The sequence below is a fragment of the Rhodoferax potami genome, from assembly GCF_032193805.1.
Classification (GTDB): domain Bacteria; phylum Pseudomonadota; class Gammaproteobacteria; order Burkholderiales; family Burkholderiaceae_C; genus Allorhodoferax; species Allorhodoferax potami_A.
In genome coordinates, this window is the sequence record NZ_JAVBIK010000001.1 from 3,247,208 (window position 1) to 3,259,979 (window position 12,772).

11 protein-coding genes and 1 pseudogene are annotated in these 12,772 nt (G+C 60.8%); 4 read left to right on the forward strand and 8 right to left on the reverse strand.

Annotated elements, in window-relative coordinates; genetic code table 11:
• The first annotated feature begins 57 nt into the window (after positions 1-57).
• Complete coding sequence (locus RAE19_RS15675; RefSeq protein ID WP_313875759.1) at positions 58-975, forward strand: LysR substrate-binding domain-containing protein; 918 nt, start codon at positions 58-60, stop codon at positions 973-975.
• A gap of 78 nt (positions 976-1,053) precedes the next feature.
• On the opposite strand, the gene RAE19_RS15680 is transcribed toward RAE19_RS15675, so the two are convergent.
• Entirely contained in the window at positions 1,054-1,875 is an 822-nt protein-coding gene (locus RAE19_RS15680) for an alpha/beta fold hydrolase (protein ID WP_313875760.1), read from the reverse strand.
• Positions 1,875-3,188 carry an O-acetylhomoserine aminocarboxypropyltransferase gene (locus RAE19_RS15685; protein WP_313875761.1) on the reverse strand — a complete coding sequence of 438 codons (1,314 nt, stop codon included), beginning with the start codon at positions 3,186-3,188 and terminating at the stop codon, positions 1,875-1,877. Before RAE19_RS15685 ends, RAE19_RS15680 begins: the two co-directional genes overlap by 1 nt.
• Before the next feature lie 104 nt (positions 3,189-3,292).
• On the opposite strand from RAE19_RS15685, the gene RAE19_RS15690 reads away from it, so the two are divergent.
• Positions 3,293-3,760 carry a CBS domain-containing protein gene (locus RAE19_RS15690; RefSeq protein WP_313875762.1) on the forward strand — a complete coding sequence of 156 codons (468 nt, stop codon included), beginning with the start codon at positions 3,293-3,295 and terminating at the stop codon, positions 3,758-3,760.
• Here the strand turns inward: RAE19_RS15690 and RAE19_RS15695 are convergent.
• Positions 3,757-4,974, reverse strand: a complete 1,218-nt coding sequence (locus RAE19_RS15695; protein WP_313875763.1) for a polyhydroxyalkanoate depolymerase — start codon at positions 4,972-4,974, stop codon at positions 3,757-3,759. The two genes, RAE19_RS15690 and RAE19_RS15695, sit on opposite strands and share 4 nt — an antisense overlap.
• 144 nt (positions 4,975-5,118) lie before the next feature.
• Here RAE19_RS15695 and RAE19_RS15700 point away from each other — a divergent pair, with 144 nt between their 5' ends.
• Complete coding sequence (locus RAE19_RS15700; RefSeq protein ID WP_313876251.1) at positions 5,119-5,775, forward strand: glutathione S-transferase; 657 nt, start codon at positions 5,119-5,121, stop codon at positions 5,773-5,775.
• Positions 5,776-5,796: 21 nt separating this feature from the next.
• On the opposite strand, the gene RAE19_RS15705 is transcribed toward RAE19_RS15700, so the two are convergent.
• Positions 5,797-6,219 carry a cupin domain-containing protein gene (locus RAE19_RS15705; RefSeq protein ID WP_313875764.1) on the reverse strand — a complete coding sequence of 141 codons (423 nt, stop codon included), beginning with the start codon at positions 6,217-6,219 and terminating at the stop codon, positions 5,797-5,799.
• 120 nt (positions 6,220-6,339) lie between these two features.
• Here RAE19_RS15705 and aroC point away from each other — a divergent pair, with 120 nt between their 5' ends.
• Positions 6,340-7,434 carry a chorismate synthase gene (gene aroC / locus RAE19_RS15710; protein ID WP_313875765.1) on the forward strand — a complete coding sequence of 365 codons (1,095 nt, stop codon included), beginning with the start codon at positions 6,340-6,342 and terminating at the stop codon, positions 7,432-7,434.
• Here the strand turns inward: aroC and RAE19_RS15715 are convergent.
• The 4 genes and pseudogenes from RAE19_RS15715 to RAE19_RS15730 all read right to left on the reverse strand — a co-directional run bounded on the left by RAE19_RS15715 (position 7,431) and on the right by RAE19_RS15730 (position 12,754).
• Entirely contained in the window at positions 7,431-9,905 is a 2,475-nt protein-coding gene (locus RAE19_RS15715; protein ID WP_313875766.1) for an EAL domain-containing protein, read from the reverse strand. The genes aroC and RAE19_RS15715 overlap by 4 nt on opposite strands.
• Positions 9,905-10,795 (reverse strand): phosphate/phosphite/phosphonate ABC transporter substrate-binding protein, encoded by an 891-nt coding sequence (locus RAE19_RS15720; protein ID WP_313875767.1) that lies wholly within the window; start codon positions 10,793-10,795, stop codon positions 9,905-9,907. Before RAE19_RS15720 ends, RAE19_RS15715 begins: the two co-directional genes overlap by 1 nt.
• A 103-nt stretch (positions 10,796-10,898) precedes the next feature.
• Positions 10,899-11,980 (reverse strand): annotated as a pseudogene (locus RAE19_RS15725) (calcium:proton antiporter).
• Positions 11,981-12,157: 177 nt separating this feature from the next.
• On the reverse strand, positions 12,158-12,754 hold the full coding sequence (locus RAE19_RS15730; protein ID WP_313875768.1) for an outer membrane beta-barrel protein: 597 nt from the start codon (positions 12,752-12,754) through the stop codon (positions 12,158-12,160).
• Positions 12,755-12,772: the final 18 nt, after the last annotated feature.

Below are 12,772 nucleotides of genomic sequence, written 5' to 3' on the forward strand. Positions count from 1 at the left end.
AAAACAGGCCCTACCCATGTGCTAACCTTTTTCGTAGCTACAGCGAAATAAATTCACATGACAAGTCGCACACCTCCATTGCCCAGCTTGCGCGCGTTTGCTGCGTTGGTGCGACTGGGCTCGGTCAGTGCGGTGGCAGAAGAGTTGAGCCTGACGCCCGGTGCTGTGTCTCATCAGATCAGGGCACTAGAGAGTTTTTTGGAGGTTGCGTTGGTGGAGCGGACCGGGCGCCGCCTGGTGCTCACCGAGCAGGGGCGCATTTATGGCTATCAGGTGCGCCAGGCGCTGGACGATATTTCAGACGCCACCGAAAACACTCGCCGCCGCAGCCGGCAACGCAAGGGCGAAAAGCTGTTGCGTGTATCGGTGCTGCCATCGTTTGCACATGGTTGGTTGCTCCCCCGACTGCAAGACTTTTGCCGGCTCTACCCCGACATTCGTGTGGTGATACACGGCTCCATGGAGTATGTGGACTTGAATGCTGGCACGGTGGATTGCGCCATCCGCTTTGGACATGGCAATTGGGCTGATGCGCTTATCCAGCCCTTGATGCCAGACTCTTTGTTGCTGGTGGCTTCCCCAGCGCTGCTGGGCAAACGCGAGTCTCATACGCTGGCGCAACTCATGCAGCTGCCACTGTTGCACTCCATAGAAAACTGGGCGGCTTGGGTGTCTTCCATGCCTGACGCTGAGCCGCAGTTTCAGCGGCCACCCACCCGCATGGAGTTCACCGATTCAACGCATTTGCTGGAGGCCGCTAGGCAAGGCTTGGGCGTGGCTTTGACCCGCCGCTCGATTGCCGACAATTTGCTGCAACGTGGCGAGCTGGTGCAGGCGTTTGCCCATGTCTGCCCGCATGCATCTCACTACTACGCGCTTCAGCCCTTGGCGGTGGAGGCCAGTGAGTCGGTTGCGCAATTCTTGGGCTGGTTGCAGGTAGAGTGCGCCCGCTTTGCTCACAGCCTCAAGACCTGAGATTTATAAGAAATAGGCCACTAGCGCAGGTGGGATATGCGCAAGGCGCTACGAAATGTGTAGCGCCTTACTTGTTTATCAGGGCTTGCCCAAAAACTGTCGCAAGGCCGACAGGGTTTCCTCTGGCGCCTCGGTCATCTGGTGGTGGCCTACCGCGATCCGTACGGTCTCTGTGCGCACGCCTGCGGCATTGGCTGCCTGCACCAGCGTCTGCGCGGCTTTGGGCGATGTCATCTGGTCTTGATCGCCCAGTACAAACAGCACCGGGCATTGCACCTGTGCCATGGCCGCTTCGCCCCCTGAGTAGCTGTCGCAAGCCTTGAAGCCGCGGTGGAACACGTTGACCGCCGTGTTACTGGCCAGCACCCGCCGGCCCAGTGCCATGCTGGCGCCATACACCCAGGTGCCCGGGCCCAGCGCTGAGGGCGGTGCAGCCAGCGTGCTGCGCGAAAACACGTTGATCATGGTGAGCGCCTTCATCGGCTCATGGAGTGAAGTCTCCAGCAGGGCAGGGGACACTTTCATCGGGTAGGCCGTGCCCACCATCACCAGGTGGGTGGCGCGTGCGCCGAGTCGGCTGGCGGCCTCCAACGCAATCAGCGAGCCCCAGCTGTGGCCTACCAAAGCGGCTTTTTCGACACCAGCCGCATCCAGCAGGGCCACGATGAAGGCGGCGGCTTGTTCCACGGTTTCCGGCGCCTCGCCGCCGCTGCGGCAGTGGCCGGGCAGGTCTACCGCCAGCACGTTGTAGCCGTGGTGAGCAAGGTAGCGGCTTTGCAAAATCCAGACACTGTGGTCATTGAGCACACCGTGGATGAAGACCACCGTGGGCTTTGCAGCATCGAAGGGTTTGCCTCCGGTGTAGCAGTAGTTGTTGGCGCCGTTGACTTGGATTTCCATCACGCACCTGCCTTTTCTGCGGCTTTGAGCGCGCGTTTGAGGTCGTCAATCAAATCGTCCGGGTCTTCCAGCCCGATGGACAGGCGGATGGTGCCCTGCGTGATGCCACCCGCCGCAAGCGCCTCATCGCCCATGCGGAAGTGGGTGGTGCTGGCCGGGTGGATGACCAAGCTGCGGCAGTCGCCTACATTGGCCAGGTGACTGAACACTTTGAGGGTTTCAATGAACTTTTTACCCTGCTCGCGGTTGCCCTTGAGGTCGAAGCTGAACACCGAGCCTGCGCCTTTGGGCAGCAGCTTTTGGGCCAGTTGGTGGCTGGGATGGCTCTCTAGCAGCGGGTGGCCCACGCGCCTCACAAAGGGCTGGCTGGCCAGGAACTGCACCACCTTTTCGGTATTGCTGATGTGGCGGGCCATGCGCAGGCTCAGGGTCTCTATGCCTTGCAGAATGAGCCAGGCGCTGTGCGGGCTCATGCAAGCGCCGAAGTCGCGCAGGCCTTCGCGCCGGGCGCGCAGCAAAAAGGCGCCCACGGTGCTTTCTTCGCTGAAGTTCATGTTGTGAAAGCCCTCGTAGGGCGCGGCGAGCTCGGCGAATTTGCCGCTCGCGTCGAACGCGCGCGCCCAGTCAAAGCTGCCACCGTCCACCACCACGCCGCCAATCACGGTGCCATGCCCGCTCAAGAATTTGGTGGCCGAGTGGTAGACCAGATCCGCGCCTTGCGCGAAGGGCTGCACCAGCCAGGGTGAGGTGAGGGTGGAGTCCACCAGCAGCGGCACCCCGGCTTCATGCGCGATTTGCGAAATAGTGGGGGTGTCAAGCACATCCAGGCCGGGGTTGCCCACGGTTTCCCCGAAAAACAGGCGGGTGTTGGGCCGCACCGCAGCGCGCCAGGCATCCACATCGCCGGGCTTCACAAAGGTGGTTTCAATGCCGAAGCGGGACAAGGTGTAGTGCAGCAGGTTGTGCGAGCCACCATACAAGGCGCTGGACGACACAATGTGCCCGCCCGCACCCATGAGGGTGGCAATGGCCAAGTGCAGAGCGGCTTGGCCGCTGGCGGTGGTGATGGCGCCTATGCCGCCCTCCAGCGCGGCGACCCGCTGCTCCAGCACCGCGTTGGTGGGGTTGCTGATGCGGCTATACACATGGCCTGCGCGCTCCAGGTTAAAGAGGGACTGCGCATGTTCGCTGGACTCAAACACAAACGAGGTGCTTAGGTGGATGGGTACCGCGCGCGCGCCGGTGGTGGGGTCGGGGGCGGCGCCTGCATGGAGTGCAAGGGTGTCAAAGCCCGGGTCAGCGTAACCAGCCATAGATGTCTCCAGTGATGAAACCTTGATGAAACCGCAATGAAACCCGCGCATTGTGGGCTATATTTGCTATACAAATTCAACCCCAGTGTCACGAGGAAGTCCCCATGAAAGTCAGCGATATCCTGCGCGTAAAAGGCGGAACGCTTTACACGACCACGCCGGAGGACTCTCTGGCCGATGCGGCCCAGCTGATGGCGGAGAAAGACATCGGCTCACTGGTGGTCATCTCGCACGGCCTGGTAGTGGGCATGCTGACCTTCCGCGAAGTGATTCAGGCGGTGGTCAAAAACGGTGGCACCTTCGGCACTACCAGCGTGTACCGCGCGATGGACCCAGGCCCGCTGACCTGCACCTTGGAAACCGAGATGGATGAAGTGCGCCGCATGATGCTGGAGCGCCATGCCCGTTACATGCCGGTGATCGACAACCGCATGTTGCAAGGCGTGATCAGCTTCTACGACGTGGCCCGCGCCGTCGTGGACAGCCAGAACTTCGAAAACAAGATGCTCAAGGCCTACATCCGCGACTGGCCCGAGGGCGAGGCTGAAAAGCCGGAAGCAGAGAACACCTAGCCTTCGCTGGCGTGAATCATCTCCCGCACCCGCGGGTAGATTTGCTGGTTCCACTTGCGACCACTGAACACACCATAGTGCCCCACACCGGTCTGCACATGGTGTGTTTTTTTATAGGGGCGGATGCTGCTGCACAGGTCTTGCGCAGCCACGGTTTGGCCCACTGCACAGATGTCATCCCGTTCTCCTTCTACCGTCATCAAGGCGGTGCGGCGGATGGCCGCCGGGTTGACTAGCCTGCCGCGGAAGGTCAGCTTGCCCAGTGGTAGGTCGTAGGTCTGGAAGACTTTCTCCACGGTCTCGAGGTAGAACTCGGCGGGCAGGTCATTCACTGCCAGGTATTCGTCGTAAAACACGCGGATCACATTGGCCTTTTCCACATCGCCGTTCACCAGGTGCTGGTACAGGTCTTTGAACGACTGCTTGTGCCGCTCGGGGTTCATGCTCATGAAAGCGCTGAGCTGCACAAAGCCCGGGTACACGCGGCGCATATAGCCCTTGTGGGGCAAGGGCACATGGCTGATCAGGTTCTTCTCAAACCACTCGATTGGCTTGCTAACCGCCAACTTGTTTACTTCCGTGGGGTTCACCCGGCAGTCCACCGGGCCGGCCATCAGCGTGAGGCTGCGGGGCTGGGCGGGGTCGTCGTCCTCGGCCATCAGGGCGGTGGCAGCTAGTGCCGCCACGCAGGGTTGGCACACGGCCACAAGGTGAGCACCGGGCCCTATGGTCTGGGTGAAGCGGATCATGTGGTCGATGTAGTCGTCCAGCCCGAAAGGGCCGTGGCGCAGCGAAACATCGCGGGCGTTGTGCCAGTCGGTGATGTAGACATCGTGGTGCTGCAGCAGGGTGCGGGCGGTCTCCCGCAGCAAGGTCGCAAAGTGGCCCGAGAGCGGGGCTACCAGCAGCACTTTGGGCTGGGGTTCCGCCAGAGCCGCGGTTTTGCGGAAGTGCAGCAGGCTGCCGAAGGGCAGGCTCAACACCGTTTCTTCTTCAATCGGGTAGACCTCGTCGTCCACCGTCACCGAGTCAATGCCGTAGTCGGGCCGTGAATGCGTAAGGCGCATGCGGGAGATCACCTCTATGCCGGCGGACATTTTGCGCAGCCAGCTGCCCTCGGTCTGGTTCATCCAGAGCATGGCACTCATGCCCTGGGCCATGAGGCGCAAGGGGGAGCTCAGGTCGGTTTGGTTTTGGTAGGCCTGGTACAGCATGGGAGTCCTGTCTTGGTGCGGCAAAAGCCTGGTGATGTTCTCTAGGCAATTTGCGCGCCAAGACCTCTGATCTAACTATGGCTGCCCAGCTTGGCATAACCCTTGCACGGTATGGGGCACACCGACAACCCCGAAAGCAGCACCATGGCCAAAGCGATTCTTACCATTAGCAGCAAAAACTACGGTGCCTGGGCCCTGCGCGGGTGGCTGATGGCCAAGCTGGCGGGGCTGGATTTCTCGGAAAAAGTGATTTCCCCGGACGACCCGGCCATGCGCGCCGAAATGCTGCTGCTGTCCAGCAGTATGCTGGTGCCGTTTTTGCAGCACGACGGCGTGACAGTGTGGGACACACTGGCCATCGGCGAATACCTGAACGAAATCAAACCCAAAGCCGGCCTGTTGCCTGCCGACATCAAAGCGCGTGCCCATTGCCGCGCTGTCAGCGGCGAAATGCATTCGGGCTTTGCGTCGATGCGTGGTGCATTGCCCATGAACATCAAGGCGCATTTCCCCGACTTCAAGGTCTGGTCCCGAGCGCAGGCCGATATCGACCGAGTGCTGGCCATCTGGAAAGATTGCCTGGAAAACTACGGCGGGCCCTACCTCTTCGGCAAGCAGCCCTGCATTGCCGACGCCATGTATGCGCCGGTGGTGACCCGCTTCATGACCTATGACGTCAAGCTGGACAAGCAGGCCACTGCGTACTGCAAGCTCATGATGGCCTTGCCGGCCATGCAAGAGTGGGTGGAAGCCGCCCGGGCGGAGCCGGACGAGATTGACGAGTTGGACGCCGAGTTCTAAACCCCTGCGCGGAATTGCCGCTTACTTCCACGGGGTTGGCGCAGGGACCTCGCAAACCGGCTCCACATCAATGGACTTGAAGTCCGCTGGCGACACGATTTCCAGGTATTCCATGTCGGGGGAGTAGTCAAACAGGTAGTGGCGGATACCGGGGCGCTGGTGGACCACATCGCCCGCCTGAACCAACGTTTCCTTGTCTTCGTACATGAAGCGGGCCCAGCCTTTGGTCATGATGACGATTTGAAAGTCCGCCTCATGCCGGTGCCAGCCGGTGCCTGTTTCTGGTGCCATATTGGCTTTGACCAGGTGCGCAATCACCTTTCCGTGCGTGGCCTCGGCGATGCCCAGATCCCGGTACAGGAAAAAATCACGCAGGCCCCCGGACACAAATTGCGTGTCTTCAGGTTTGACATGGGAGAACTTGGTTGCAGTGCGGTCTAGCATGGCTCACTCCTGGTTCAAAAAAGCGGTGAAACACTGAAATGGTGCACTGCAGCACGATGCATAAACTGTTCCAGCCTGGTTACCGGGGGCGGTAGTCGCGTCAGGGATAATCGGGGCACTATGAGCGGCAATACCTTCGGACACACATTCACGGTCACCAACTTTGGTGAATCCCACGGCCCGGCCATCGGCTGCATCATCGATGGTTGCCCCCCGGGCATGGAACTGTCGGAGGCTGACATCCAGATCGATCTAGACCGCCGCCGCCCAGGCACCAGCCGCCACGTCACCCAGCGCAATGAGCCGGACGCGGTGCAGATACTCAGTGGTGTGTACCAAGGCAAAACGACGGGTACCCCGATTGCGCTGCTCATTCAGAACACCGACCAGCGCAGCAAGGACTACGGCAACATCCTCGACACCTTTCGCCCCGGCCATGCAGACTACGCTTACTTTCAGAAATACGGCATCCGCGATCCGCGCGGCGGTGGCCGTTCCAGCGCCCGCCTGACGGCGCCCATGGTGGCGGCAGGTGCTGTGGCCAAGAAATGGCTCAAAGAAACATATGGCACCGAATTTCGTGGCTGCATGACCCAAGTGGGTGAGTTGCCTATCGCGTTCGAGTCGTGGGACCACGTGCCCAACAACCCTTTTTTCGCCCCCGTGGCCGATGTGCAGGCCCTTGAGGACTACATGGATGCCCTGCGCAAAGCCGGCGACTCCTGCGGCGCCCGCATCCGCGTCACCGCCAGCAATGTGCCGGTTGGTTTGGGTGAGCCTTTGTTCGACAAGATGGATGCCGACATCGGCTACGCCATGATGGGTATCAACGCCGTCAAAGGCGTGGAAATCGGCGCCGGCTTTGCCAGCATGGCGCAGCGCGGCACGACCCATGGCGATTCATTAACGCCTGAAGGCTTTGCGACCAATAACGCCGGTGGCGTGTTGGGTGGCATCACCACCGGACAGGATTTGGAGGTGAGCATTGCCATCAAGCCCACCAGCTCCATCATCACGCCACGTGCCTCGATTGACTCGCAGGGCAACCCCACCGAGGTAGTAACCAAAGGCCGCCACGACCCCTGCGTCGGCATTCGCGCCACGCCCATTGCCGAGGCCATGTTGGCTTTGGTGGTGATGGACCACGCCCTGCGCCACCGCGCCCAATGTGGCGATGTGGTGCCCACGCTGAAGCCGATTGCCGGCAGCGCTTAGTTCGTAGCCAGCGCGCTGTTGGTGACTGGCTTGATGAAAGAAGCAAGCCGGTCTTCAAACTCCCGGGCCGATACCGGCTTGCTGAACAAATAGCCTTGGTAGGCGTGGCACCCTTGCTGCGCCAGGTAGCGCATTTGTTCGGCAGTTTCCACGCCTTCTGCAATCACATTCAGGCCCAAGCTGTTAGCGAGCGCCACGATCATGTTGACGATGGCGGCGTCGTTGCTGTCGACCAGCACATCGCGCACAAAACTCTGGTCAATCTTCAAAACGTCGAGCGGTAGCCGCTTGAGGTAGGTGAGGGATGAGTAGCCGGTGCCGAAGTCGTCCATCGCAAAGCCGACCCCGTGTTGCTGGAGTTCCTCCATCCGCGCGATGACCTCATCGACATTCGAGATCAACATGCTCTCGGTGATCTCAATCTTCAGGCACCGTGGTGGCACTGCAGAGCGCTCCAGCTCCGCCAGCACCTGATGCACAAAGTCCGGTTCGTGGAATTGCTTGGCACTCACGTTGACCGCAATCGTGAGGTGCGCCAAGTCGGGCACGGTGCTCCATTGCGCGAGCTGCTTGCAGGCGGTGCGCAAAACCCATTGCCCGATCGGAATGATCATGCCGCACTCTTCGGCAATACCGATGAACTCCACCGGTCCGATCAGCCCGCGGGTGGGGTGCTGCCAGCGGATGAGCGCCTCGGCACCGGTCACCCGTGCCACGCCGTTCTGGCTGGAGATCTGCGGTTGCAGATACAGAACAAACTGCTCTTGCTCGAGCGCTTGGCGCAAAGCTGCTTCCAGCTCCGAGCGCAATGTGACTGCCGCCTGGGTTTGGGGGTCAAACATGCGGGCGGTGTTGCGGCCCGCCGCTTTCGCCTGGTACATGGCGAGGTCGGCGCGCTTGAGCGGCTCGTCAATCAGCTCATCCTGGTCGCCAAACAAGGTGATTCCCACGCTGGGTGTGCTTCTGCGCACCGCAGAGCCGAGCTCATAAGGCACATTCAGGGCAGCCATGACCTTTGCCGCAACTTGCTCGGCTTGCCTGGCGGCGTCGGGGCGGTTGTCGCTCAAGCCCTCCAGCATCACCACAAATTCATCGCCGCCGAGGCGGGCGACGGTGTCTGCCCCGCGCACGCACGCTTGCAAGCGCTCTGCCACGAGTTGCAGCAGCCTGTCGCCCTGGTGGTGGCCCAGCGTGTCGTTCAAGGTTTTGAAATCATCCAAATCCACAAACAACAGCGCGCCCAAACGCTGCTGGCTCAGCGCGGTGTGCAGCGCGGTGGTCAGCCGGTCCATCAGCATGCGCCGGTTGGGCAGCATGGTGAGCGCGTCGTAGTACACCAGTGTTTTGATCTCGTTCTCAGCCGCTTTGCGGGAGCTGAAGTCGGAGAGGTTGGCCACATAGTGCGTCAATTGCCCTGATGCGCTCTTGACGGCGGTAATCGTGCTCCAGGCGGGGAAGGTTTCGCCGTTGCTCCGCTTGTCCCACACCTCGCCTTGCCAGCTACCATGGGCTTTGATGGTTTCGTCCACCGTGTCGTAAAAGTCTTGTCGCTGCAGGTTAGAGCCCAGCAAATCGCGGGGTGTTTTGCCGACTGCGTATTCCGGGGTGTAGCCCGTCACCCGCTCAAAGGCCCGGTTGACTTGCAGAATGCGCCACTGGGCATCGCACACAAACATCACATCGTTGGACTCAAAGGCGGTGGCTGCAATCCGCAGGGCATCCTTTGACTGCATCAGCTCGCTTTCGCGCTGCTGCAGGGTATCCAGCATGTTGTTGAACTCACGCGCCAGGCTTGCAGCCTCATCTGTGCCCCGCATGCTCACCCGCTGGCTGGTATCGCCGGTGCGCACTGCCTCAGCGACCCGGCTGATCGCACTCAGGCGGCGGGTGAAATAGCGGCCTGTGACCGACGCAAAAAACACAATCATCAAGGCGCCACTGAACAAATAAATCAGACCGCTTTTCAGCAGCTCTTTGATGCGTGTGTCCAGTTGGGTGCGCCCAATCCCGATTCGCACCCAGCCCAGATGCTCCTTGTCCAGCATGACGGGGCTGGCCAGATCCAGGAGCGAGCTGGCATTTTGAATAATCGTCGTCTCGGCACTGGCGCTTGCCGGAAGATCGGGCATAAATTTGCCGAGAAACGCGGGGTCCGAGTGCGCCAGCACTTGGCCTTGCCGGTCCAGCAAAATCACAAATCGCACATCCGGGTAGCCCGCTGAGTTGGTGGCGATTTCCTGGAGCCCGGCCACATCGCGCGAGGCAACCCAGACACTCGATGACAGCGCAATGCTCTCCGCCAAAGCGATGGCTTGCTCGGTTTGTTGGTTTTTGAGGTCGGCGTGCTGTCTGGCTGCCCACTGCCACACCAGCATGGCCATCATCAGGCTGACGACGATCCCCATACCGGCCATGAGTTGACGCCGCAGACTGCCCAGTAGCAGTGTGCGTAACGAGAAATGGCGGCTCATCAGGGCGTTGGCAGCATCACGGGCCGCACGGTTGTCTCGAACTCTTGCAGGTAATTGCGAACCACTTCGTAGCTCCGATCATCGGCTGCGGCAAACACCGCAGTCTCCAGGGACTGCAAGATCTGTTTGCCTTCCGGGGACTGGTTCAAACCCAACAACAGGGCCTGCACCTCTTTGGCTAGCTTTTCAGGCACACGCGCATGCACCATCACCGAGTTGTTGATCAGGTGCGGTGTTTCCCATATTTGTTGCAGTTGGGCTGCTTCTTCCGGATGGTCTTTTTGAAAGACGCGCCAAGGCGGTGGCCAGGTGGCTGCGGCCGCTGAGGTGCCCATGTAGGTGTTCAAAATCGCAGACTCTTGGGAGCCGACGTATTGGTTCTCTATGTCTTGCATGACACGCAAGCCTTGGCTGTGCAAAAACGCCTGGGGCATGATCGCGGCCGCCAAAGCGGTAGGGGAGGGGTAGCTCACGGCCTTGCCTTTCAGGTCCTCAGGCTTGCGGATGCCCGAGTCTTTGCGAACGATGAAGATCCCTTTGAAGTCCTTGGGGTCGCCCGCCATAGCGATCACCCGGTAACCCGATTGCTGCGCCAGCAGGGTTTGCAAGGGGTTGGGTAGCAAGAAGGCGGGCCCAGCGTTGCGTATCTTTGCCTCATACGCGGCGTAGTCGCGGGACGCCTCTATCTCCATGCGCACCCCGGGGATTCGGGCATTGAGGTAGTTGATCAGAGGGCGATAAATTTCGGTCAGTTTGTGGGGGTTGTACAGGGGGTGCACTGCCAAGCGGTAGACCGGCGCGCTGTCGGCAGGTGGTGTGTCAACGTAGGTTAGGGGGCGCTCGGTATCCGCAGGGGAGCACCCCATTAGCCCGCCCAAAACGGTGAACATAAAGACTAGCCAAACGGAAACCCTGCGCATGAAGACTCCTTGGACCAAGCCCTAATTTAGCATTGCCCTCGCGGAAATGCCTAGAAATCAACAGTTTGGGTCTTCAGGGCACGATGGTGGTGAACAGGTAGGTCGCCAACAGAACCAAGTGCACGGTGCCTTGCAACACCGTGGTTCGGCCGGTGCTCAAGGAGAGGCTGGTCACAAACAGTGACAAAAGTAGCAGCACCACCGACTTCAGATCAAGCCCCAGCGTGAGCGTCCAGCCCGTGGCCAAAGAAACAATCGCAACGGCCGGAATCGTCAGGCCGATGCTCGCCAGCGCCGAGCCCAGCGCCAGGTTCAAACTGGTTTGCAGGCGGTTGGCTTGGGCTGCGCGGTAGGCTGCCAGCCCTTCAGGGAGCAGCACCACCATGGCGATGATGATGCCCACCACTGCCTTGGGCGCACCCGCGTGGGCCACTGCCGCCTCGATGGTGGGCGCCAGGCCTTTGGCAAGCAGCACCACGGCGACCAGGCCCACGATCAGCAACAAACTGCTGGCCGCCGCTATCCGGCCCGAGGGCGGGGGGGCATGGCTGTCAGAGTCCGCTTGGGCCGGCAAAAATAATCGCGGTGGCGCACGGTTTGCACCAGCACAAAAGTGCCATACAGCACGAGCGACACGATCGCCACAAACGCCAATTGGCTGGCCGTGTAGACCGGCCCTGCAATGCTGGTGGTGTAGTTGGGCAAGACCAGCGTGAGCACCGCAATCGCAGCCAGTGTGGTGAGCGATGCACTGACGCCCAGCTGCCCGAAGGTTTGTTCCCGGTGGCGGCTGCCGCCGGCCAACAGGCAAATGCCCACAATGCCATTCAGAATCAACATCACAGCCGCAAACACCGTGTCGCGGGCCAGCGCGGTGGTGGCAGGGCCTCCGGCCAGCATCATGGACACGATGAGTGCCACCTCAATGATGGTGATCGCCAGCGCCAGCACCAGCGTGCCGTAGGGCTCGCCGATCTTGTGGGCGACCACCTCTGCATGGTGCACTGCCGCCAACACCGCACCCACCAAGCCCACGGCCATGAGCCCGATGAAGATGCTGCCCGTCATGCCCGCGGCCTGGCCTGCCAGAAGCGCCCAGGCAGCCAAGGGCCAAGCAATCGTCCAGTAGGGAAGGGCGGGTGTGGAAGTGGGCATGGGCGCAGCGTCGGGTTGGGTCAATAGCGAGGGGGTAGGACCCCTCGAATTTACCTGCTTATCGCGCGCGCCCTGAAAAACTGCAGCTTATCCATTCAGCCGCTCGGGAGTAACGGGTTTCAGCCCGGGCCCCCGGTGGTTGGGGGCCCAGCGTTACCCCATGTTTTGCTGCGTTGGTTAGCGGAACTTGTAGCCGATACCCACGCTGTACACGTTCTCTTGCAGGCTGGCAGTGGTGCCATTGTTGTAGGTCACATCGCGGAATTTGTTCAGGTCGTAACCGGCCTGCACGTACAAATTTTTGTCCAGCATCTTGCGCACGCCGACACCGTAGCCCACGCCTTGCACATCGTGGTTGTTGACGCCGTCGCTGGAAGCCGCGTTCCCGTAAATCGAGGAGACCTTGCCGAACAACTGAATGTCATTGGACAGGGCTACCGTGGGCACGATGTCAATCGAATAGCGGCTGTTGATGTTTGCTGCGGTGCCGTTGGCGTAGCTGCCGAACGCATGGTTGCCGGTGCTGTAGCTGGCGCCCAGGCCGACTGCGAAGGTGGGCGTCAGGGCCCAGTCATAGCGGGCATTGATGCCGGCACTGGTGGTGGCCCCGCCGTCCGAGCTGCCGTCGTTGGCCGTCACGCTGCCGCGAGAGAACTCGGCGTTGGTGCCGATGCTGAAGCCGGACAGGTCCGGGGCAGCCGTGGGGCCTGCGGCAAAGGCAGAGCCCGCTGTCAAAGAGCCGAGAACAAAAGAGGTGATCAACAGTTTTTTCATGGAGAGGTTCCTAAGTGA